This window comes from Tundrisphaera macrotermitis (assembly GCF_051175315.1).
In the GTDB taxonomy this organism is placed as follows: Bacteria; Planctomycetota; Planctomycetia; order Isosphaerales; family Isosphaeraceae; genus Tundrisphaera.
Genome location: NZ_CP195100.1, coordinates 1,291,108 through 1,312,045, shown reverse-complemented (window position 1 = coordinate 1,312,045; position 20,938 = coordinate 1,291,108). Strand labels below are relative to the sequence as shown.

At 63.3% G+C, this 20,938-nt stretch carries 19 protein-coding genes and 2 tRNA genes; 16 read left to right on the top strand and 5 right to left on the bottom strand.

What is annotated here, in order from left to right:
- Nucleotides 1–44: 44 nt before the first annotated feature.
- Nucleotides 45–1,811 carry an NADH-ubiquinone oxidoreductase-F iron-sulfur binding region domain-containing protein gene (locus tag TA3x_RS05650; RefSeq protein WP_435019140.1) on the bottom strand — a complete coding sequence of 589 codons (1,767 nt, stop codon included), beginning with the start codon at nucleotides 1,809–1,811 and terminating at the stop codon, nucleotides 45–47.
- Nucleotides 1,812–1,993: 182 nt separating this feature from the next.
- Here TA3x_RS05650 and TA3x_RS05645 point away from each other — a divergent pair, with 182 nt between their 5' ends.
- The 4 genes from TA3x_RS05645 to TA3x_RS05630 all read left to right on the top strand — a co-directional run bounded on the left by TA3x_RS05645 (nucleotide 1,994) and on the right by TA3x_RS05630 (nucleotide 7,069).
- Nucleotides 1,994–2,257, top strand: a complete 264-nt coding sequence (locus TA3x_RS05645) for a hypothetical protein (RefSeq protein ID WP_435019138.1) — start codon at nucleotides 1,994–1,996, stop codon at nucleotides 2,255–2,257.
- Nucleotides 2,258–2,484: 227 nt separating this feature from the next.
- On the top strand, nucleotides 2,485–3,360 hold the full coding sequence (locus TA3x_RS05640; protein ID WP_435019136.1) for a hypothetical protein: 876 nt from the start codon (nucleotides 2,485–2,487) through the stop codon (nucleotides 3,358–3,360).
- A gap of 4 nt (nucleotides 3,361–3,364) precedes the next feature.
- Nucleotides 3,365–3,925, top strand: coding sequence for a hypothetical protein (locus TA3x_RS05635; RefSeq protein WP_435019134.1), 561 nt, complete (start codon nucleotides 3,365–3,367; stop codon nucleotides 3,923–3,925).
- Between the two features lie 138 nt (nucleotides 3,926–4,063).
- Nucleotides 4,064–7,069: a hypothetical protein gene (locus TA3x_RS05630; protein ID WP_435019132.1), complete on the top strand. Its 3,006-nt coding sequence runs from the start codon at nucleotides 4,064–4,066 to the stop codon at nucleotides 7,067–7,069.
- An 18-nt stretch (nucleotides 7,070–7,087) separates the two neighbouring features.
- Here TA3x_RS05630 and TA3x_RS05625 read toward each other — a convergent pair whose 3' ends face one another.
- On the bottom strand, nucleotides 7,088–8,494 hold the full coding sequence (locus TA3x_RS05625; RefSeq protein ID WP_435019130.1) for a transposase: 1,407 nt from the start codon (nucleotides 8,492–8,494) through the stop codon (nucleotides 7,088–7,090).
- 522 nt (nucleotides 8,495–9,016) lie between these two features.
- Between TA3x_RS05625 and TA3x_RS05620 the strand changes: the two genes are divergently transcribed.
- Complete coding sequence (locus TA3x_RS05620; RefSeq protein ID WP_435019128.1) at nucleotides 9,017–9,325, top strand: hypothetical protein; 309 nt, start codon at nucleotides 9,017–9,019, stop codon at nucleotides 9,323–9,325.
- On the opposite strand, the gene TA3x_RS05615 is transcribed toward TA3x_RS05620, so the two are convergent.
- A complete protein-coding gene (locus tag TA3x_RS05615; RefSeq protein ID WP_435019126.1) occupies nucleotides 9,322–9,714 on the bottom strand; it encodes a winged helix-turn-helix transcriptional regulator in 393 nt (130 codons plus the stop codon). The two genes, TA3x_RS05620 and TA3x_RS05615, sit on opposite strands and share 4 nt — an antisense overlap.
- Nucleotides 9,715–9,841: 127 nt before the next feature.
- On the opposite strand from TA3x_RS05615, the gene TA3x_RS05610 reads away from it, so the two are divergent.
- The 7 genes from TA3x_RS05610 (at nucleotide 9,842) to TA3x_RS05580 (ending at nucleotide 17,856) form a co-directional block, all read left to right on the top strand.
- On the top strand, nucleotides 9,842–10,324 hold the full coding sequence (locus TA3x_RS05610; protein WP_435019124.1) for a DoxX family protein: 483 nt from the start codon (nucleotides 9,842–9,844) through the stop codon (nucleotides 10,322–10,324).
- A 38-nt stretch (nucleotides 10,325–10,362) separates the two neighbouring features.
- Nucleotides 10,363–10,977, top strand: a complete 615-nt coding sequence (gene wrbA, locus TA3x_RS05605) for an NAD(P)H:quinone oxidoreductase (protein ID WP_435019123.1) — start codon at nucleotides 10,363–10,365, stop codon at nucleotides 10,975–10,977.
- 805 nt (nucleotides 10,978–11,782) lie between these two features.
- Complete coding sequence (locus TA3x_RS05600) at nucleotides 11,783–12,988, top strand: ferritin-like domain-containing protein (protein WP_435019122.1); 1,206 nt, start codon at nucleotides 11,783–11,785, stop codon at nucleotides 12,986–12,988.
- Complete coding sequence (locus TA3x_RS05595; RefSeq protein ID WP_435019120.1) at nucleotides 12,988–13,617, top strand: hypothetical protein; 630 nt, start codon at nucleotides 12,988–12,990, stop codon at nucleotides 13,615–13,617. The genes TA3x_RS05600 and TA3x_RS05595 overlap by 1 nt, the downstream gene beginning before the upstream one ends.
- A gap of 136 nt (nucleotides 13,618–13,753) precedes the next feature.
- Nucleotides 13,754–14,986 carry an acyltransferase family protein gene (locus TA3x_RS05590; protein WP_435019118.1) on the top strand — a complete coding sequence of 411 codons (1,233 nt, stop codon included), beginning with the start codon at nucleotides 13,754–13,756 and terminating at the stop codon, nucleotides 14,984–14,986.
- Between the two features lie 113 nt (nucleotides 14,987–15,099).
- Nucleotides 15,100–16,653 (top strand): glucose-6-phosphate dehydrogenase, encoded by a 1,554-nt coding sequence (zwf, locus tag TA3x_RS05585; protein ID WP_435019116.1) that lies wholly within the window; start codon nucleotides 15,100–15,102, stop codon nucleotides 16,651–16,653.
- A 57-nt stretch (nucleotides 16,654–16,710) separates the two neighbouring features.
- On the top strand, nucleotides 16,711–17,856 hold the full coding sequence (locus TA3x_RS05580) for a glucose-6-phosphate dehydrogenase assembly protein OpcA (RefSeq protein WP_435019115.1): 1,146 nt from the start codon (nucleotides 16,711–16,713) through the stop codon (nucleotides 17,854–17,856).
- An 18-nt stretch (nucleotides 17,857–17,874) separates the two neighbouring features.
- Here TA3x_RS05580 and pyrF read toward each other — a convergent pair whose 3' ends face one another.
- Complete coding sequence (gene pyrF / locus TA3x_RS05575) at nucleotides 17,875–18,810, bottom strand: orotidine-5'-phosphate decarboxylase (RefSeq protein ID WP_435022299.1); 936 nt, start codon at nucleotides 18,808–18,810, stop codon at nucleotides 17,875–17,877.
- 95 nt (nucleotides 18,811–18,905) lie between these two features.
- Here pyrF and TA3x_RS05570 point away from each other — a divergent pair.
- The 4 genes from TA3x_RS05570 to TA3x_RS05555 all read left to right on the top strand — a co-directional run bounded on the left by TA3x_RS05570 (nucleotide 18,906) and on the right by TA3x_RS05555 (nucleotide 20,454).
- Nucleotides 18,906–18,980 (top strand) — tRNA-Pro (locus tag TA3x_RS05570).
- A gap of 64 nt (nucleotides 18,981–19,044) precedes the next feature.
- Complete coding sequence (locus TA3x_RS05565; RefSeq protein ID WP_435019114.1) at nucleotides 19,045–20,073, top strand: tyrosine-type recombinase/integrase; 1,029 nt, start codon at nucleotides 19,045–19,047, stop codon at nucleotides 20,071–20,073.
- Nucleotides 20,074–20,088: 15 nt separating this feature from the next.
- Nucleotides 20,089–20,298 (top strand): hypothetical protein, encoded by a 210-nt coding sequence (locus TA3x_RS05560; RefSeq protein ID WP_435019113.1) that lies wholly within the window; start codon nucleotides 20,089–20,091, stop codon nucleotides 20,296–20,298.
- Nucleotides 20,299–20,378: 80 nt separating this feature from the next.
- Nucleotides 20,379–20,454: transfer RNA gene (locus TA3x_RS05555), tRNA-Met, on the top strand.
- On the opposite strand, the gene TA3x_RS05550 is transcribed toward TA3x_RS05555, so the two are convergent.
- Nucleotides 20,455–20,916, bottom strand: coding sequence for a hypothetical protein (locus TA3x_RS05550; protein WP_435019112.1), 462 nt, complete (start codon nucleotides 20,914–20,916; stop codon nucleotides 20,455–20,457). It abuts the tRNA gene before it with no gap.
- Between the last annotated feature and the right edge of the window lie 22 nt (nucleotides 20,917–20,938).

The following is a 20,938-nucleotide window of genomic DNA, read 5'->3' as shown; positions in this document are numbered from 1 at the left end:
CTCGGGTGCGGGGTGCCGTGGGAGGGTCGCCGAGGCGGCCAATCTCAGGTCCGGAAGCAGACGCCGGCCGGGCATTGGCGGTGGACGAGGTGCGCTTCCAGTTCTTCGGGGAAGTGTTTCATGAGGGTCGTCATCGGGTTGGCGGCGATCTGGCCGAGGCCGCAGATCGAGGTCAGCGACATCGCCCGCGCCAGCTCGTCGACCACGGAGAGGTCGGCGTGGGGGTAGCGCCCCTCGACGATCGCGCTCAACAGGTCGACCAACTTCTGCGACCCGACCCGGCAGGGGACGCACTTGCCGCACGACTCGTTGCGATAGAACCGGACGCAGTTCAGGGCGAAGTCGACCATGCAGGCGTCGCTGCCGATCGCGACGAAGGCCGCGCCCAGCATGTTGTCGACGTCGCCCACCGTCTTGAGGTCGAGCGACAGGTCGAGGATGTCGTAGGTCGTCTCCCCGGGCGGGATGTTGGCGGCGGCCCAGGGCTTCGATCGCGCCGAGTCCAGGACCTCGGCGCGGAGCCGGGCCGGCAGGAATCCGCCCGACGGGCCGGAGGTCGCGATCGCCTTGAGGCTCTGCTCGCCGAGCATCCCCCCGGCGCATCCGTAGATCAGCTCGCGCACGGTCTGGCCGAACGGGACCTCGTACACGCCCGGCTCGACCACGTCGCCGCTGATCGAGACGAACCGCATCCCGGTCGCGCCCCGGACGCCGCCGTCGCGATACCACTCGCCGCCGATGGTGGCGATCCCCGGCGTCCAGCACAGGGTTTCGACGTTGTTGATGATCGTCGGCTTGCCCCGAAGGCCCGAGTAGACGGGGAAGGGGGGCTTGTTCCTCGGCTCGGCCCGGCGATCTTCCATCGCCTCCAGCAGCGCCGTCTCCTCGCCGCAGATGTACCCGCCGGGGCTGACGAAGACCTCCAGGGCGAAGCCGAGCCCGGAGCCCAGGATGTTCGGCCCGCACACCCCCAGCCGGACCGCGTTGGCGATCGCCTCTTCGAGGACCTCGATCTCCTCGACATACTCGTGTCGGACGTAGATATACCCCTGGCCGGCGCCGGAGACCAGGCCGGCCAGGATCATCCCTTCGACCAGCAAGTGCGGGGTGCGGCGGATCAGCTCGCGATCCTTGAAGGTCCCGGGCTCGCTCTCGTCCGCGTTGCAGACGACGTACTTCTCCGGCCCCGGCTGGGCCCGGACGGTGTTCCACTTCAGGTGGGTCGGGAAACCGGCCCCGCCCATCCCCCGGAGGTTGGCGACCTTGAGGGCATCGATCACGTGGTCGCGGCGCTGTTCCAGCGACGGGCCGCCCTCGAACGAGCCGACCAGGGCGCGGATGGCGTCGTAGCGGGGCTCCCCATCGTACGGGTCGATCATCCAGCCCAGGTGGGTGCGGTCGGCCCTCTGCTGGCGGATCGGGTCGCGCGACAACGCGGCGTTGATCTTGGACCGGATCTGCGCGGTGGACAGCCCCCAGAAGCCGTGGTCGTTGATCGTCACGGCCGGGGCGCCGTCGCACTGGCCCAGGCAGGAGACCCCCTCGACGGCGATCTGGTCGCCGCCGATCTCGGAGCCGAACCGGCGGAGGGCCTGCTCCAGCGCCGGGGCGCCCCGGAGGTGGCAGGCCATGTCGCGGCAGACCCGGACGTCCACGGCCGGCCCCTCGGTCAGCCGGTAATGCGGGAAGAAGCTGGCGACCTCGTGGAGGCGGTGGAGCGGCGTCTCGGTCGTCGCCGAAAGCTCGCGCAACTCGCGTTCCGGCAGGAAGCCGAACCGGTGCTGGATCTCGCTCAACCGCTGGACGATCATCGATCGGGCTCGTCGAGGACCGGGTGGATCGGCCCGGCCCCGCGCAGGGACGGACCTCGCCCGGAGATCATCCGGGGCAGGATACCCAGACGGTAAGTCGCCCCGCGCGTCGCGTCAAGTTAAGTGATGGCCGAAATCGACTGGACGAGTCCCACGGGTTGATGCGAACCAGGAGGTGACCCATGAACGACCCTCTCTTGCCGATCCTCGCGGCCGTCCTGGCCGATTACGAACTCCCCTGGACCGGCGATCATGGGGTGTCCCACTGGGCCCGGGTCCTGGAAAACGGCGAGCGGCTGGCGGCGGTGACCGGGGCGGATGTCGAGGTGGTCCGCCTGTTCGCCGTCCTGCACGACGCGCGACGGGTCAATGAGTGGACCGACCCCGACCACGGCCCCCGCGCCGCCCGGTTCGCCGAGACGCTCCGGGGCGGCTTTGCACATTAACTAGTTTTTGTGCAGTTTTTACTGGGCAAAAGTTCAGGTTTTTGTGTGATGGCCTGAGGGGAGGAAATGCTCCGGCTTAAACCCGCGTGTTCAGGATTGTTGCGATCCAGGAGCAAGAGGCCGTCCTGGCGTCACCGAGCGGTTTTCCGACCCTTTCACGTCGCAGGCCGATCGCTTACCCTTGATGCCGGTTGCGGCGATCCTCTGGTAATCGACGGGTTTGATCCATGCCAATCAATCGTAAGGTAGAAGTCCACAAGTTGACGATTTCCGGGCTCCCGGTGGGCACGTCCTACGGCGAACTCCTGGCTAATCTGCGGGCCGGTGTCGTCTCCCCGGATCTTATCGCTTTCAAATTAGGTGAACGAGAGCGATTACTCTATTCGGCCGAATATCTTAACAGCCGCCTGAGGATGAGATTTGCAAGCTATAAACCCGGGTTCAAACCGGATGTGATTGATATAAACGCCCTCGAAGTAGCCCCGAATCCGATCGGTCCTGACCAGACGCCAATCGACTGGACCCACGTATTGGGCGGGTCGAAGGGGAGCCGTTATGTGCTTTTGATCGAAAGCCATCAAGGTTCAATTCGGCCTCGGCAAATACATGAATATCTTCAAAGTATGATTGATAATACGTACATCCCAGCACCAAATTCCGGTCCGGCTCGAACTCCGGCGACCGTGAACCTCGAAGCTGAACCATCTTCGGAGTTCGCACAGGAAATAGATAGATTAGACCGAATTACCCAGGCTACCGTTCGAGTAGTCGAGTCGAATCCGGGATGGTTGGATCACCAATCGGAATTAGCTTTGCTATCAGAAGAATCTAATGCCGGAAAGGCCGAGGTCACGCTCTTTTCAAAATTCGGTAAGAGTCTGGATTTCGCCAAAGGAATTATAGGTGTAATCAAAGAGAAGCTTGCCGACCACACCCTCGACGGGGCGAAGGTTTCGGGTGTCAACGATGGCCAAGAAGTCAATTTGAACACTCGGGTAAGCGTGCGAGTTCGGCGTCTAGTATTCGAGTCTGATGCAAGCGGCCAAGTCGATGAACGCGACGCATGGTTGAAACTTTCCGCCATGATGGATGATATGGATTAAATCGATGTATTACGAACTCGCCGTACTCGTGAAGAACGTTTCAAAGAGTCGCGCCTTCTGGAAGGACGGCGAGTTATGGACCGCAGTCGTTGCGGGGCTGGTCGCCGGAATTTGGCTTGATTATCATCCAGCATTCATCATGAAAATAAGAGAGCATTTTACCCACTTACTGGATGTGACCAGCATCACGTTCGGCTTTACTCTCACTGCACTGTTTTTCCACATCGAGGCCATTGGGACTTGGCGTGACCATGAAACCGTTCGGAGCATCGCAGGAAAACTCATCACTTCTCACGTTTGGACCGTCATCTGCCTCCTGCTTCAAATCGGCTACATTCTCGCCCTTTGGACCCTCGATGGAAACATCGGCACCCTCCGTAACCGCCCCAGGGCCATATTCTACGGTCTCCTGGTGTTCCAGTCGATCTACTGCGGGTGCCAGATTCTCAACCATGTCTTGACGGCCTGGTGGACATTCGCCCAAAGGGCTGTACTGGTCGAAAGATCGAATCCCCAGCAGGGGATCGGCGATGATTGCAGCCCGGCTCGACACGCTGAGCAGTGAATCGACGATTCTGATTGATTGCCCGTCGACTCAGGAAATTTCGGATTTGACTTGCGCGATCATGCTTTACATGGAACACTGAACTGCGCCTGCCTAGGTTTACGAGCACCCAGCCATACAACACCGAGACCGCAATCAATGGCCACGCACGAGCACACGATCAACGACGCGTTGGCCAAGGCATTGCGGAAGACGCGGCGATCTTGGGATGAGGATGATATCGTCAATTCCGAATGCCTGAGCATGCTGTCGGGCAGCGGCAAGAGGCCTGATATCCTAATCTTGGAAAAGAATGTCTCTCCTGTTGTTGTCGAAGTCGAATTGCATCCTGCCACGAAAGTAGAAGATGAGGCCAAAGACCGGCTCGGGTCTCGGTTACGAGCCAATGGCCGGAGAATCCTGTCCGCAGTTGCCGTAAGGTTGCCTGTCCGCTTTCGAAGTCGTTCCGGAAACTCGCTCGATCAAGAATTCGCCAACGCCAACGATATTGAATTCGCGCTATTCACCGGGCAAGAGACATTCAAAGAGGATCGATTCCCGACCTCGGGTTGGATCCGAGGACGCGTTTCCGATCTGTCAATCTTAGTTCAATCCGCATCAGTGCCGCCGCAAGTTATTGATGAAGCGGCCGAAATATTGACCCAGGGCGTCGGAGCTGCGGCTGGGCTCTTGCATGACATGACGAGAGATCATCCGGGCTCGATCAGCCGCATCGGAGACTTGCTCTATCAGGCCGAGGGCGAACAAACCCGACGGATGGCCATGACGATCATGGCTAATGCTTTTGTTTTTCACGAGGCATTAGCCGGGGGAAACGGGAAGCTTTCCGAAATTAAGTCGTTCGCGGAACTGAGAGGTCTCAACGGTTTATTGTCGCGAGACTCGATCCTCAAAGAGTGGCACAAAATTCTTGAAATCAACTATTGGCCGATCTTTGACATCGCACGCCGCATATTTGAGATCATTCCCGCCACGAACATCGGCCAATTGATCGATCAATTGGCCGGGGTATCGTCTGTGATGATCGAAAGCAATCTCATGCGATCCCATGACCTTACGGGTGCTGTATTCCAACGCTTGATCATCGACCGCAAGTTTCTTGCTGCGTACTACACGACCCCCGCATCCTCCACACTCTTGGCCGGACTGGCGATTAGTCCCGATGCGACCCCTTCCGGCGGAACTTGGGGTGATGCACAAGGTATCAAAAAACTGTGTATCGCCGATCTGGCATGTGGCACCGGCACCCTACTTTCTACGGCATACCAACGCATTGGGCAAATGCATGAGCTTGCCGGCGGCAACTCCGAGTCTATACACTCGGATATGATGGCATTTTCCCTGGTTGGGTGCGATATCCTTCCTGCTGCAACCCATTTAACGGCCTCTATGCTCTCTGGGGCGCACCCATCGACTACATACAACCGCAGCCAAATATTGACAGTGGCTTATGGCCTACAGAGAAACGGTAGCATCTCTCTCGGCTCGCTTGACCTTCTCGATCCCCAAGGTAGACTCAGCATCCATGAAATTACGGCCAAGCGGATCGAAGGCTCAGGGGAGTCCGAAGAAAGGACTTGGGCGTCGCTGGGACACGATTCATTCGATCTTATTATCATGAATCCGCCTTTTACTCGCGATACGGGTCATGAATCAGCCAAGATTGGTGTGTCTAATCCCATGTTCGCCGCATTCAAGACAACGGCGAACGAACAGAAGAAGATGAGCAAGGTTGCCAAGAAGTTAATCAAGGGCACTAGCGCGAGGGGTAATGCCGGCGAGGCATCTTACTTTTTGGTGCTCGCAAATCGTAAGTTGAAGCAGGGGGGAACACTGGCGCTCGTCATGCCGCTCAGCCTGGTGTCGGGCGACGCCTGGAAATGGTCGCGTGAAGCATTGGCCAAGAATTATTCGGGCCTCATCGTCGCCTCGATCTCGGCCGCCAAAGATTTTGATATCTCGTTCTCGGCGGACACTGGCTCCGGCGAATGCTTGATAGTCGGCCGGAAGGACGCGAAGGGTAGTCGTCGCGCAACCTTCGTCAGCCTGAACAAGCGGCCCGAGTATCCGATCTCTGGCGCCGAGATCGCCCGCCAGATCCGACAAGCTATCGACGGTGCAAGCCTCAGGAAATTGGAAGATGGTCCGGTAGGTGGTTCCCCGTTGCATATTGGTGGGGAAGCCATCGGCCAAGTAATCGACGCGCCGCTTCCTCCTTCCGATGGCTGGAACTTGTCCCGGGTGGCCGATCTGTCTTTGGCTCAGTCTGCCTATCAGTTGGCTGTCAAGAGCCGCGCCTGGATGCCAGGCATGATCAAGCCAGACGTGGCGAAGATACCTGTAACACGACTGGGGATGATCGGGAAAATTGGACCTTATCACTCCGATATCGAAGGTAAGGACGCAAAGGGGAAGGTACGTGGCCCATTTAAAATAATAGAGGCCGCCCCTGGCTCAGCGCCCACATATCCGATTTTATGGTCGCACTCGATGGAACGAGAACGGACGATGGCTTTCCCTGCCGATTGCGAAGGTTTGCCATTGAAGGGACGTACCGTCGATGAGCAGCAGACTATCGATCGGAAAATTGCTGCACTATTGCCGAGGGCTTCCCATTGCCATCTTAACAGAGATTTTAGGTTCAACTCGCAATCCACGAGTATGCAGTATACGGAGCGGCGTACTCTCGGCGGTCGGGCATGGTTCTCGGTAACTCTGGACTCCCCCGATCATGAGAAGGCAATGGTCTTGTGGAGCAACACGACGTTAGGAATGCTCCTGTATTGGTGGCATTCCAATAAGCAACAAACTGGACGGGGAAGTATTGGAGTCAAAGCCGCCGCAACCATGCCTGTCTTGGACGTTAGCAAATTGACAGCCCAGCAAATACAGAAATCTGTAGAGGTCTTTGCATCGATGAGCGACCTTCCGCTCATGACGCTTCATAAGATTGACGCCGATATTATGCGTAGCCAACTTGATATTGCCTTTCTCCGCGACGTCATCGGTTTAGATGCTAGCAATTTCGCGGCCGGAGGCCCCATTGATTTGACTAGGATGAAATTGGCACTGGAGCCATCGATCCATAGAGGGAAGGGGACACGCCGCGCCGCGAGTGCCAACCGCCGAAAGCGTACCTTGTGAAGATTGGCCCGGTCGGATTCAAACCCAGGCCATCGCGGCGACCCATTCGTCGATCGCTTCGACTTCCGTCGCTTTAGGGGTATTCGTATCATCTTGCCAAAACTTCGTCTCAACACCCAGTTCGGTCGCGCTCTGAATCAAGCAACAGACGTTGTGGCACAACACCTTGCACAACGCCTCGTTCACCATCGCCGTGTCCGTCTTGCTCCTCAAGGCATCGCCGAACTTCGCCTTGACCATCGAGAACGTCGATTCGACGTTGCTCCGCTTGTGATAGTGGGCGAGGTAGTCGTCTCGGTTCAGGTTGTACAGGTGGAACATCCTGGCGAAATTCCCGCCCCTGCGGCCCGTCGTCGTGACCGGGAACGCGATGTAGGCGGTCGCTCCGTGCCAGTTGGCGGCGTGGAAGTTGTCGTATGAGGCATACGCCTTGTCGGCCGAGACTTCCTTGACCTCGAATCCCTTGGCTGTCTGCTCAAGCAGCGGGATGAATTCGGGGGCGTCCTGGGATGTCTGGTTGCCCACGCGGACGGCCGTCACGATGTTCGTCCGCACGCCCGTCATGACGGACACCTTGACCCATTCGTGCTTCGCCTTGACCACGCCGTATTTCTTGTCGAACCACCGGATGAATCGGGACGTGGTGAACCCGGACGAGTCGATGGCGAAATCAGATTCGATCGACCGGAGCGGCAACGCGGACTCGCGGATCAGGTCGCCCAAAATCGGCGTCAACTCGGGGTCTTCCAGGGCGTTGAACACGCTGTTGAAGTGGGGAACCTTGTCGATGTACCCCCGTTGGTGGGCGTCGGCCAGGTCGCACATGAAGCGGCGCCCCGAGACGGTCGAGTACACCTTGAAGGCAGCGGCGAAGATCATGTCGGCCCGCGAGAGACGGGGCCTGCCGCCCGGCTTGCTCCCCTGCTTCCTGGGAGGCTCTTGGACGCCCGCGCAGAGGTCGCGTAGCAACTCCTGGAACCGATGCTTCTCGGTCGTCTGGGCGGCGTTGTAGGCGGGCCAATCCTGCTTGTACGTCTTGCGGGCCGGGACGGATTGGGCCGCCAATGCCTCTTGCTGGGCGAACGTCCGGGGCTTCTGGGCCGTTGCTGCGACCTTGGCCTCATTCCCGCCCTTTTCCCGCTCGATCGCGAACAAGACGGCATGGATGTGCTTGCAAGGCTTCTCGCGTGTCTCGAAATCCCGGCATTCGCACCGCCAGTCCGGCCCCTTCTTGCGTTCGATCGAGACGAGGTAATGCCGGTCCCCCAATTGGGAGGTCACCCGGTAGCGGTTGTCCTTCCCGTCCATGCGGACGTTGCCCAAAGCCAGGATGGCCCGGCCCCGTTCCTTGCGGACGGCGTCGCGTGAGGATTCGGATCGCGCAGCGGCGGGCCCGGTCGGTTCGGTGGCGTCGGCGATGGACATGGACGACCCTTCCCCAGATCGGGGCGGGTCGGATAGAATGGGGTTGCTGTGACGCCATTCGGGCCTAACCCGCCCGAGTTGCCGAGCCCCCATGACACTGTTGACGCAGTGGCATGGGGTTTTTTGATGTACGTTCGGACAGTGATTGTCATCGAAAACCCTCATGAAGTCAAAGGTTAATTGGTCCGGGTTGTAGCGTTTTCTCACGACGCTAACCTAGGCGCAACAACCGATTCGGACAAATCTTTTCCGCCGAAATCGGCCCGTCCAGCATCGTTGAGATCGGCAATTCTCGGATGCAATCTCATGCTCCCAAACGCATGGGCGGGGAGCGGCCACCACGCCAACCAATGAGGTCGGCGCGCGGCCCGATTATCCCCACGCATCAGACGATGGCATCGATCCTTGATGCGTCGTGGCGTGGGTGGCTTTTCGTATACTAATCCGAAAAATTAACCGGCCGGGAAACCGCCCGATCCGGTTTTTGTGCAGGCGCCCGGGTATTTGTGCAGCGGGCGGTTATTGTGCAAAGCCCTCCGGGGCCGCCTGATCCGCCTTCCGGACCGGCGGTTCCAGCTCCTGCACCGGGCCTGTTCCGGCCACACCCACGAGCGGACCCACCCCGACCCGACCATCCGGACCTGCTGGGACGCCGACCGGCTCGACCTCGGCCGGGTGGGCCTCACCCCCGACCCGCGCCTGCTCTGCACCGACGCGGCCCGCGACCGGGCGACTTTGGCCTGGGCCGACGCCCGGGGCAAGAAGCGAACCGTCCCCGCTCTGGTCCGCGACGTGTGGGGCATCGATGCCGTGGCCGGTCGGTATCTTTAAGCCGATCGGCCCGACGCGGCGTCGGCGCGGCGCTGGTTCTCGTGGACGATCGGGCCGTACTCGTGCGCCCAGGCGTCGAGCGGGGCCAGTGCGGGCAGGAGGGTGGCCCCCAATTCGGTCAGCCGATACTCGACGCGGGGCGGGACCTCGGCGAAGACGGTGCGCGTCACCAGGCCCGAGCGTTCCATCTCGCGGAGCCGCTTGGTCAGTTCCTTCTGGGTGATCGGCCCGACCTGGCGCTGGAGTTCCCGGAACCGGATGGGCCCCCGGGCCATGTCGAGCCGGTGGATGATCGAGACGGTCCACTTGTGGGCCACCAGATCGAAGACCTCGCTGGCCGGGCACAGGATCGGCGACGGGTCGAGGGTCGGCTTGTTGGTCTCGGCCATGCGTGATCCCCTGGTATCCATTCGGTGGCTACCGAGTCATCCGGAACCTACTTGCCCCAGGATACCAGGCTCCTACCCTTGGTGGGAGCCGCCCGCCGGCGAGGTTCGCGGGGGCGGGTCCCGAGCGATGACGAAAGGGCTGACGACGATGCGATTCCTGTATGGCGGTTTCCAGGGCGGTCCGGGCGCGGTGGGCCTGCTGGCGCTCCGGCTGGTGGCGGGCTCGGCGATGATGTTCCACGGCTGGGGCAAGATCCAGAACCCGATGGGTTGGATGGGCCCGGATGCCAAGGTGCCCGGCATCCTCCAGTTCCTGGCGGCCTTCTCGGAGTTCGGCGGCGGGCTGGCCTGGATCCTCGGCCTGCTGACCCCGATCGCCGCGTTCGGCATCCTCTGCACGATGGCCGTCGCGACCTTCATGGTCCACATCCCGGCCGGCCACCCGTTCGTGGGCAAGCCGGGAGAACCCTCTTACGAGCCGGCCCTCGGCTACCTGGCGATCGCCCTGGCGCTGATGCTGGTCGGCCCCGGTCGGTTGTCGCTCGACTACATCCTCTTCGGGAAGCCGCGTGCCCCGAAGGCCGCGACCCCCGACGCGACACTCGCCTGATCTGCCCCGCATCACCCGAACCAGACGGAGTCCGATCGATGAAGATCCAGGTCGTGTTCTACAGCATGTACGGCCACCTCTATCAGATGGCGGAGGCGATCGCCGAGGGGGCCCGCCAGGTGGAGGGGGCGGAGGTCGAGATCTACCAGGTGCCCGAACTGATCCCCGACGAGGCCCTGGAGAAGAGCGGGGCCAAGCAGGCCCGCGCCGCGTTCGCCCACATCCCGGTGATCGAGCCGGCGAAGCTGGCCGAGGCCGACGCGATCCTGTTCGGCACGCCGACCCGGTTCGGCAACATGTGCGCCCAGATGAGGAACTTCCTCGACCGGACCACCCAGCTCTGGCTGTCCGGCGCCCTGGTGGGCAAGGTCGGCAGCGTGTTCGCCGGGACGGCCTCGCAGCACGGAGGCCAGGAGACGACCATCACCAGCTTCCACACCACCCTGTTCCATCACGGGATGGTGGTCGTCGGCGTCCCCTACAGCGAGCCCCGGCTCGTCGAGATGGGCGAGGTCTCCGGCGGCACCCCCTACGGGGCGACCACCCTGGCCGGCCCCGACGGCAAGCGCCAGCCCACCGAGAACGAGCTGGCGATCGCCCGGTTCCAGGGCAAGCACGTCGCCGAGATCGCCCGGAAATTGTCCGCCAAATAGGCCCGACGGCGATCGAAGTCGTGGATTGACATGCCGGAGATCAAGGGAATGATCTCCGGCAATCCTGGGGCGCAAGAGCGTTGGTGAATGGGTCGCTAAAAATACTTTGCCTCGGCTGGAATTCATTTGCGTCTGCCCGACTGAATCCATAGATTTGTCGCGTGTGCACAGGGCACCAAGATAGGCGTGGTGGTGTCGCAGGTGTCAGATGATTCGACGGGGCGGATGATCACGCCGTTCCCGGGGGATCCTCCCAACTCGGGCTGGTTGACCAGCATCCGTGGAACGCCCTACCTTGGCAGGGAGTGTTCGACAAGGTTCTCTTGATGCACCCCATGGCGGGGACCACGAACGAGTTGGCCAACTTCGCGAAGGGTGCGATCTTCCCAAGCCCACTGCCACGCCTCCGTGCAGGCACACTTCCCCGACACGGCTCGGGTCCGGGCGGATTCCGGCGACAGTTTCGAGCCCGGATGCTTCAACGTCATCCCGGCCGGTCGGATTCGCGGACCGTTCTTCGCCGAGGAAGGATCGCTCCGATTCAGATTCCTCTCATCACTGCCTGACCGCATCTGAATGATGGGGAAACTTTCATCCACCAGCATGACGGCGACATCATCGACGCCGGGGCCTTGAGTTTCGCTAACCGAGGTCACGGCAGAGAATCTCTTCTCGCCCTGACACGAACTCCCCCCTCGGACACTCCGCCAGGTCCCGTTCAACTGGGGCCTGGTTAGGGCTAACGACCATCATGATTCGCATCCAAAAGTCAAAGACGAGGCGTCGCCCTCTGGTTCGCACACAGATGGCGGACGAAGCCGAGTTGATGCAGTTTCGGGAAGCCGATGCCATCGTGCCTCGGAGAGCGATGGCTCTCGCACCGGCGGTCGCGGACGCCGACCAGATCATCCGAGACTTCAAAGACCCGCATCTGGAGCTGATTCGCCTACTCAAAGAAGCATCCGAAATCGAACACACGCTGCTGGTTCAATACTTGTATGCCGTATTCTCGTTGAAACCGAAGTACGATTTGGTCGCCGGCTCGTTCTTCCGAAACTCGAACGATCTGAGTGGCGTCACCGTGGAGGAGATGAAGCATCTCAATCAGGTCAACCAACTTCTGGTCATCGTCGGCGGCTCGCCGAATTTGCTTCGGCAAGACTTCCCGTACGAGCCGGACATCTACCCATTCGAACTGAATCTGGAACCGCTGAGCCCGAAAACCCTCGCAAAATACGTATATGTCGAAGCCCCTTCGACGGCCCTCGACCGCATGGACCCCGTCAACATTGGCGACCCTGTCCAATTGGATTTCCTGGCTCGTCTTTACCAGACGCTCGACGAAGGAACCCGACCGAATCATCTCGGCAGCCTCTACGCAGCCATCATCAAGCTCGTCGAGGAGTTCAATCCGACCCGTCCGGCCGAAATCCCTGACCTCACACCCTGGATCGCCAGGCTCAAACGCATCAAGGATGAAGGTGAGGAAGGCCATTTCAAATTCTTCAAGAGGGTGTTCCTGGGCACTCATGAAGGCTTCGAGGGAAAACCCCAAGTCTGGGGATTGGACCCGTCACACGAAGACTATCCTGTCTTCGCATTGCCGACGAACCCTAGCGCGTACGAGGGCCACCCGAATCAAATACTCGGGTCGGCGGATCGCGATCTAGCATGGCTGTCGAATCTCCACTATTGGATCATATTGATTCTTCTCGATCTGTTCTATCGGTTCAATCGGCCCATTTATCTCACGCTCTCCAGGAACCACATGACGGGGCCTCTAGTCATTCTCGGTAACCATCTTGCCCCTCGCGGAGTCGGAATCCCGTTCGACCCGCTCAGCATGGGGTATGCCCCAGGGGTGACCGAGGCCGCCACCCTGCGAGTCTTGCGGATGCTTTTAACCGAGGCGGAGGATTGGACCGCGAGCCTCCGTGGTGATTTGCCGGACACTTACCCATTCGGTTCGATCGCCGATACCCTTTCGAGCCTTCCTACGGGGAATTCGTGATGCAATATTCTCGGGAGATGGCGATTGCCTTCTGGTACGAATACGACAATCACTTCCTCTTCGAAGCCTCGGCGGAGGTCCGGAGGGCATACCGGGACATGGGGGGGCTGGACTTCCCCCGCATGCGTTGGAAAGAACACCGAGCCCAAGGCACATTCCCCGACGGATTCCAGTCGGACATGGTCCGCATCCGGTTCCCGCTGCAACTGATCGCCAATCAACAGCTGGAGATCATCGACCGGCATTTCGGCGGTGACTTCGACAACGAGACGCTCGGCTTCATTGACTTCGGGCAGGGGGTTCTCTTCGACGACCGTCGTGACGTTGGGGACAAGGTCCACAAGATGGACATCGGTGGTCCCGATATCCCGCCCATCGGCTATCACCGTTGGTATCCCATCGTCCGAGCGATCTCCCTCGTGGCCGACAATCCGGACAGGTGGCTCCAAGTCGCTCGCAACATCGGCCTGGCGTGGGCTATTCAATCGGAAGCTCGGCCGGAAGAAGACAACCCGAACAATCCCGGGCTTCCTCAAGAGCGGCTGTCCGAACTGCGGACCGAGTGGCAAGCCCGCAGTTTTGATGACCTCGACGCTGCTTTTGAACACGAGCCATTTCCCAACTCCTAACGGGTCAGCCCGATGTGAGACGGGACGGTCGTTGGGCCTTGCCGCCATCGTCTGCTGCACGCTTTCCCTCGCCCCTCCCAAACGTTAGGTTGAGCGGCACGACGCAATCGTACGGCCGGGGCAGGGGATGGGATTCATGAGCAGCGCGATCGTTTCCGAGTCGGCACCGAACCAGGAGCACCCGTCGTCACCGCCCCGCGTCCGCCTGGCGTCGCTGGACGTCTTTCGAGGGCTGACCGTTGCGGCGATGATCCTGGTGAACAACCCGGGCTCCTGGTCCGCCATCTATCCGCCGCTCAAGCACGCCGAGTGGGATGGTTGGACGCCGACCGACCTGGTCTTCCCGTTCTTCCTGTTCATCGTCGGCGTGTCGATCACCTTCGCCCTGTCGCGGCGCCTGGCCGACCCGTCGGAGCGGGCGGGGGTCGTGGGCAAGATCGTCCGGCGCTCGATCATCATCTTCGGGGTCGGCGTCCTCCTGAGCCGGTTCCCGTTCTATCACGAGGGCCAGGACTATCGGAACCTGGACACCATCCGCCTGCCGGACGTGTTCGCGTGGCTGGCCAACGGCTGGAAGGGGCTGCGGATCCCCGGCGTCCTGGCCCGCATCGCGGTCGTCTACCTCGTCACCGCCCTGATCTTCCTCCGGACCCGGCCGAAGGGGCAGATGATCCTGGCAGGCGCGATCCTCCTGGGCTACTGGGCCCTGCTGACCCTGGTGCCCGTGCCCGGGTATGGGGCGGGGGACCTCCGGCGCGGCCACGACATCACCTCCTACGTCGATCGCGCCCTGATGCCCGGGCACCTCTACAAGAAGGACTACGACCCCGAAGGACTCCTGAGCACCCTGCCGGCGGTGGCCACCTGCCTGAGCGGTGTGCTGGCCGGGCACTGGCTGCGATCGGGCCGGGATCGATACGAGATCGCCGCCGGCCTCTTCGTCGCCGGATTGGCGGCGATTTTGGCCGGGACGTGGTGGGGTGCGGTGTACCCGATCAACAAGGCCCTTTGGACCAGCTCCTATGTCCTGCTCTCGGGAGGGCTGGCGCTGCAAGGCCTGGCCGCCTGCTACTGGCTGATCGACGTGCAAGGGCATCGGAAATGGGCGGGGCCGTTCCTGGTGTTCGGCGCCAACCCGCTGTCGGCGTTCGTCCTGGCGGGCTTGTTCGCCAAGCTGTCGACGCTGATCAAGGTGGCTGGGCCGGGCGGCAAGCCGGTGAACCTCCACAAGCTGATCATGGACTGGCTCTCCTCGCCGTCATGGATGTCGCCGCTGAATGCGTCGCTGGCCTATGCCCTGCTGTTCCTAGCTTCCTGCTGGCTGGTGATCGGAGTCCTCCACATGTCGGGGGTGCGGCTCCGCGCCTGACGGCCCTTGCTCCGGGGCGTCGCCTCCCGTAATCTTCCTGGGTCGCGGCCGTCGGGGTCCACCCTCGACCCGATCGGCCGCGCCGTCGACCTTTTGCCGGGAGTTTGGAGCGGATGAGCGAGACCACGGCCGTCGCCGAAGCGAATCCCTTGCGTCAAGGATTGCCCCGCACCCGGGTCCCGGACCCGTGCGCCGTGGTCCTGTTCGGCGCCACCGGGGACCTGACGCATCGCAAGTTGGTCCCGGCCCTGTACCACCTGGAGCAGGGGGGCCACCTGCCCGCCGAGGTCGCCATCATCGGCTTCGCCCGCCGCGACTGGAGCGACGACCAGTTCCGCGACGAGCTGACCAAGAGCCTCAAGAAGCCCGGCGACGCGGGCTTCGACGCCTCGTGGAACGAGTTCGCCCCGAGGATCTTCTACAACGCCGGGAACTTCGACGATCCCGCCGCTTACCAGGCGTTGAAGAAGAAGCTCGACGAGGTCGACGCCACCCACGGCACCAAGGGGAACCGCCTCTACTACCTGGCCGTGTCGCCCGAATATTTCTCGGTGATCGTCGACCAATTGGGCCAGGCCGGACTCATCTACGGCTCCGACCAGTCGTCCCCCTGGAGCCGGGTGGTCATCGAGAAGCCGTTCGGCCACGACCTGCCCAGCGCCCGGGCCTTGAATCGCGACGTGTCGCGGGTCCTGTCCGAGGACCAGGTCTATCGCATCGACCATTACCTCGGCAAGGAGACGGTGCAGAACATCCTGGCGTTGCGGTTCGGCAACGGGATGTTCGAGCCCCTCTGGGATCGCCGCCAGGTCGAGTCGGTCCAGATCACCGCCGCCGAGGAACTCGGCATGGCCGGCGGTCGCGGCGGCTACTACGACAAGGCGGGGGCCCTCCGCGACATGGTGCAGAACCACCTGTTGCAGCTCCTCTGCCTGGTCGCGATGGAGCCCCCGGTCGACCTCGGCGCCGACGCGGTGCGGAACGAACGGGCCAAGGTCCTCCAGTCGCTGCCGATCTGGACCCCCGAGGAAGTGGCCGCCAACGTGGTCCGGGCCCAGTACGTGGCCGGGTCGATCCAGGGGGGGGACGTCCCCGGCTACAAGCAGGAGAAGGGGGTCGCCCCCGACTCCACCACCGACACCTACGTCGCCCTCCGCGTCACCCTGAACAACTGGCGGTGGGCCGGCGTCCCGTTCCTGCTCCGCACCGGCAAGCGACTCCCCAAGCGGGCCACCGAGATCGCCATCCGGTTCCGCCGGCCGCCCACGACCCTGTTCGAGGTCGATGACGACGGGACCGGCGGGGCGAATCTCCTGGTCCTCCGAATCCAGCCCGACGAAGGGGCCAGCCTCGCCTTCCACGCCAAGATCCCCGGCTCGCGGCGCAGGCTCCAGGAAGTGCGGATGGACTTCCGCTACGGGACCGCCTTCGCCGCACCGCCCCCCGAGGCGTACGAGCGGCTCCTGCTGGACGTGATGCTCGGCGATCCTTCGCTGTACACCCGGACCGATGCCGTCGAGGCCGCCTGGAAGTTCGTCAATCCGATCCTGGAAGCCTGGGCCGCCCCCGACGCCGCCCCGCCGGAGACCTATGCGGCCGGCACCTGGGGTCCCGAGGCCGCCGACAGGCTGGCCGCCGACGTCGATTCGGGCTGGCGGAGGCTCTGACGCCCGGGGCCCTCGGGCCGGGTCCGACCCCAACTTTTTCCGAGAGACGGCACTCCGATGGCCGAAGCGACTTCTGACGCCTTCCTGAGCGGACAGGGGATCCCCGTCGAGACGGGCGACATCGAATCCGAGTTGACCCGGCTCTGGGGGCCGGCCGCGGCGAAGGCGGGCGGCCCCACGCCCGAGAATCCCAACGTCACCCGGGTCGTCCTCGCCAACGTCGTGGTGGGGGCGGGGCCGGGCTGCGCCCAGGAACTGGAATCGGTGCTCGACACCGTGGTGGCCCGCTATCCCTGCCGCGCCATCATCGCCCGGCGGACCGACGAGCCCGGCCGCAAGGTGGCCGCCGAGGTCGCCGCGCTCTGCCACCTGTCCGCCCCCGGCGAGCCCCAGGTGTGCAGCGAGCGGATCCTCCTCCGCGCCGGGCCCGAGGCCGAGGACCTGCTGCCGGGGGCGATCCGCCCTCTGCTGGAGGCCAACCTCCCGTTCGTCCTCTGGTGGGCCGACGATCCCCGATCGGCCGAGCCCCTGTTCCGCGACCTGGCCGGCGAATGCTCCCGCCTGATCCTCCAACTGCCGGACCCGGAGGCCGACCCGGCGGCCCTCAAGGTCGGGCTCGACCCGACGCTCTGCCGCTACGCCTGGGACTCCGCCTGGTTCGGCATCGGCCGGTGGCGCGAGCTGGTCGCCCAGTTCTTCGACGGGGCCGAAGGCCAATCCGGCCTGTCACGGATCACCGCGCTGGAGATCAAGGCACAGGTCCCCGGGACGGCCCGGGTCCCCCGGATCGCGGCCTGGCTGGCGGCCTGGCTGGCCGGCCAGCTCGGCTGGAAGCCCGGCAAACGGTCCGAGGCCGGGCCCGGCCAGCTCGACATCGGCTTCGCCGGTCCGTCCGGACCGGTGGCCGTCACCATCCGCGCCGAGGCGGGGGACGAGTCGACGGTGAGCCAGATCGTGGAGATCTCGCTCACCGTGGCCGGTCCGGACGGCGAGACCTCGTACCACCTGACCCGGCGTGCTCCGGGCTCGCCGCAAGTTCGCGTGAACATCACCTCGCCGGTCGCCTGCGCCCTGCCCCGGGTGGTGGTCGCGCCCGAGCTCGACGCCGCGGGCCGGATCACGGCCGCCCTGGAATCGTCCCGGGTCGACCAGCCCTTCGCCCGGGCGTTGCCGCATGCCCTCTGGATCCTGGGCGTGGCCTGACCCGGCCCGCCCGACCGCTCAGGCCCGGAGCCGGGCGGTCGTGGTGTGGGCGGCCAGATCTTCGATCATGGCCCGGGTCGCCTCGGCGACCGCCCCGCGCCAGTCGTCGCCGAACCGGGCCCGCGCATCGGGCTTCTGGTAGGCGAAGATGATCCCCCGCGAGCTGTTGACGATCGCCCCGAGCCCTTCGGAATCGAAGGCCGGGGCCACGTCGGCCGCGGTCGCCCCCTGGGTGCCGTAGCCGGGGACCAGGAACGGGACACCCGGCAGGGCCTCGCGCAGCTCGGCCAGCTCCGAGGGATAGGTCGCCCCGACCACCGCTCCGAGCAAGGTCTGGCCCGACTCACCCCGGTACGCCTCGCCCCATTCCCGGAGCCTCTCGGCGACGACACGATAGAGCGGGCGGTCGCCGACGGCGAGGTCCTGAAACTCCCGGGCCGACGCATTGCTGGTCCGGACCAGGCAGAACAGCCCTTTCCCCTCGCGGGCCGCCACCTTGACGAACGGCGTCACACCGTCGCTTCCCAGGTAGGGGTTGATGGTCAACGCGTCGACGTCCCAGGGCGGTTCGAACCGGCCGCCCATCGGCACCTTGCCGAGATAGGCGCGGGCGTACGCCTCGGCGGTGGAGCCGATGTCGTTCCGCTTGCCGTCCATGATCACCAGGAGTCCCCGTTCCTTCGCCAGCCTGGCGGAGGCATGCATCGCCGCGACCCCTTCGGGGCCGTAGGCTTCGTAGAAGGCCGCCTGGAACTTCACGATCGGGACCAGAGGCGCGACGACCTCGATCAGCTCCCGCCCGAATGCCTCCAGGGCCGCGGCCACCCCGGCGCGATCCCCGGCGAATCCCTCCAGGAAGCCGGGCGGGAGATCCTCGGGCCTGGGGTCGATCCCGACGCAAACCGAGTTGCCGACCCTCCTTACAGCCGCCACCAACGAGTCCGCAAAATGCACAGGCGCAATCTCCAACAGGCCGCATTGACAGTTCGTCGTGACATCTTATACTAGGCTCACCTTCGAGGGAACGCCCTCCAGGGGATCGCAGAAAACGGGGCGTAGCGCAGTTTGGCTAGCGCGCTTGACTGGGGGTCAAGAGGTCGTGGGTTCAAATCCCGCCGCCCCGACTGATACCAGATAACGACTTAGGGAAAACGACGAAGGCGGGCCTTGCACGGTAAGTTGCACGCTATGCGACATCCCGAGCCCTGGTACCGTAAGTTCAACGACACCTGGTACGTCCAGCTCGACGGCAAGCAGCAGAAGCTCGCCAAGGGCAAGGACAACAAACCCGAGGCGTTCCGAACCTTCCACCGGCTCATGGCCGGGCAAAGGGTCGGGACGCCGAAGGCCATTTCCGCCTCGGTGCTCTGCTACCTCTACCTCGAATGGTCGCGGGAAGAGCACAAGCCGGCCACCCAGGAGTGGTATCGCGGGCAGCTCGATTCCTTCCGCAAGACCTGTGGGAAGATCGAAGCCTCCGCGGTCACGCCGTCCGACGTCAGCCGATGGCTGGCGGCGAGGAAGAAGCTCGCCGTCGCGGCGAAACGCCAGTTCGGGCCGTCTTCCAAGCGGGCGGCGATCACCGCCATCAAGGCGGTCTGGTCGTGGGCGGTGAAGAACCACCACCTCGAAAAGAATCCCCTGAAAGACATCGAACGCCCCGCGATGCGGCGGAGGCGGGCGCTCACCGCCGCCGAGATGGCCGCGATCTTTGAAGCCGTGCCCGACCGTGCCTTCCGGGATTTCCTCCGTGCACTCCGGCTCACCGGGGCCAGGCCGGGGGAGGTGGCCGGCGTCACCGCCGCGGACGTGAAGGGCGACACCTGGGTGCTCCAGGTCCACAAGACCGACTCGACCGGTGAAGACCGGATCATCTACCTGAACGAGGAGATGCAGGAGCTTTCCGCCCGGCGGGCGAAGCTCCACCCGGACGGGCCGATCTTCCGCCAGCATCGCGGCGGCAGGCCCTGGAACCGGAATGCGATCCGGTGCCGGTTCCGTCGGCTCCGGGCGAAACTCGGACTTGAGGCCGGGGCGGTCTGCTACGGCATCCGCCACGCCTTCGTCACGGATGCGCTGGAGAAGGGGGTGCCGGTGGCCACCGTCGCCCAGCTCGTGGGGCACCGCGACCTGAAGATGATCCAGCAGACCTACTCGCACCTGAACGAGCGGCAGCAGCACCTGCGGGACGCCGCGAGGCTCGCCACGGAAAATTGAGGCAAGGAGGCCGCCATGCCCGACACGATCACGCTCTCGCCCGCCGCCGAAATCCTGATCCGCCGCCGGATGAACCGCGAGCACGTGGCGGTCACGGAAGAGACTCGCCCGCTCTACCGAGAGCTGGTGGCGGCCGGATTGATGGAGCCGCTCCACTCGTTCGCGCGCGGGGACGAGGGCGCCTACCGCCCGACGGAATTGGCTTGCGCTTTCGTGAATGGGTGATAGGATGCGTGCTGCCGGGGATGAGTCGCGACCCGATTCGGTGACATGGACCGAGGGACCCCGGCACCAATCCAAGATGATGTGGGGTAGAGCAGTTGGTAGCTCGCCAGGCTCATAACCTGGAGGTCGCACGTTCGAATCGTGCCCCCGCTACCATCATCTCCCCCTCCACCCATCCCTCATGCTCTCCAGCAGCCGCTTGGCGTGCGGGCCGACCGGCAGTTCCGTGTCCGGCGCGGACTCCAACGCCCCTTCATGACTCCCCGTCTCATGCTCGGCCAGCTCGTGGGCGATGGTCGCCTTGATCCGGTCCGGCAGCCGCGTGCGTTTCCAAAGCTGTTGCGTGGCCTCGTCGTATCCGTCCGCCATCAGCTCCGGGTTCATGATCCCGGAATCGAGCATGATCCGCCCGTCGGGCGAGACGGTGCCGCCCGAGGATTCTTCCGGGTAGAACGTGTGGTGCTCGCCCCCGCGCGTCCAGTCCTTCGCGCCCATCTGGTCGCGCGTGAGGCCGAGGTCGATCATCGCCTGCCCGGTGGCGATCTCCAGGTCCTCGGCGTAGCGTTGCGAAAAATCGACGGCGTGTAAGGCGGGATCTGGGGGCGGGCGTTCGGGCATGGCTTGAAACTAAATCGAAACA

Bases quoted from the DNA above. Each gene is read 5' to 3' on its own strand.
- TA3x_RS05650 (WP_435019140.1), bottom strand. From the start codon at position 1,811: ATGATCGTCCAGCGGTTGAGCGAGATCCAGCACCGGTTCGGCTTCCTG.
- TA3x_RS05645 (WP_435019138.1), top strand. From the start codon at position 1,994: ATGAACGACCCTCTCTTGCCGATCCTCGCGGCCGTCCTGGCCGATTAC.
- TA3x_RS05640 (WP_435019136.1), top strand. From the start codon at position 2,485: ATGCCAATCAATCGTAAGGTAGAAGTCCACAAGTTGACGATTTCCGGG.
- TA3x_RS05635 (WP_435019134.1), top strand. From the start codon at position 3,365: ATGTATTACGAACTCGCCGTACTCGTGAAGAACGTTTCAAAGAGTCGC.
- TA3x_RS05630 (WP_435019132.1), top strand. From the start codon at position 4,064: ATGGCCACGCACGAGCACACGATCAACGACGCGTTGGCCAAGGCATTG.
- TA3x_RS05625 (WP_435019130.1), bottom strand. From the start codon at position 8,494: ATGTCCATCGCCGACGCCACCGAACCGACCGGGCCCGCCGCTGCGCGA.
- TA3x_RS05615 (WP_435019126.1), bottom strand. From the start codon at position 9,714: ATGGCCGAGACCAACAAGCCGACCCTCGACCCGTCGCCGATCCTGTGC.
- TA3x_RS05610 (WP_435019124.1), top strand. From the start codon at position 9,842: ATGACGAAAGGGCTGACGACGATGCGATTCCTGTATGGCGGTTTCCAG.
- wrbA (WP_435019123.1), top strand. From the start codon at position 10,363: ATGAAGATCCAGGTCGTGTTCTACAGCATGTACGGCCACCTCTATCAG.
- TA3x_RS05600 (WP_435019122.1), top strand. From the start codon at position 11,783: ATGGCGGACGAAGCCGAGTTGATGCAGTTTCGGGAAGCCGATGCCATC.
- TA3x_RS05595 (WP_435019120.1), top strand. From the start codon at position 12,988: ATGCAATATTCTCGGGAGATGGCGATTGCCTTCTGGTACGAATACGAC.
- TA3x_RS05590 (WP_435019118.1), top strand. From the start codon at position 13,754: ATGAGCAGCGCGATCGTTTCCGAGTCGGCACCGAACCAGGAGCACCCG.
- zwf (WP_435019116.1), top strand. From the start codon at position 15,100: ATGAGCGAGACCACGGCCGTCGCCGAAGCGAATCCCTTGCGTCAAGGA.
- TA3x_RS05580 (WP_435019115.1), top strand. From the start codon at position 16,711: ATGGCCGAAGCGACTTCTGACGCCTTCCTGAGCGGACAGGGGATCCCC.
- TA3x_RS05565 (WP_435019114.1), top strand. From the start codon at position 19,045: ATGCGACATCCCGAGCCCTGGTACCGTAAGTTCAACGACACCTGGTAC.
- TA3x_RS05560 (WP_435019113.1), top strand. From the start codon at position 20,089: ATGCCCGACACGATCACGCTCTCGCCCGCCGCCGAAATCCTGATCCGC.
- TA3x_RS05550 (WP_435019112.1), bottom strand. From the start codon at position 20,916: ATGCCCGAACGCCCGCCCCCAGATCCCGCCTTACACGCCGTCGATTTT.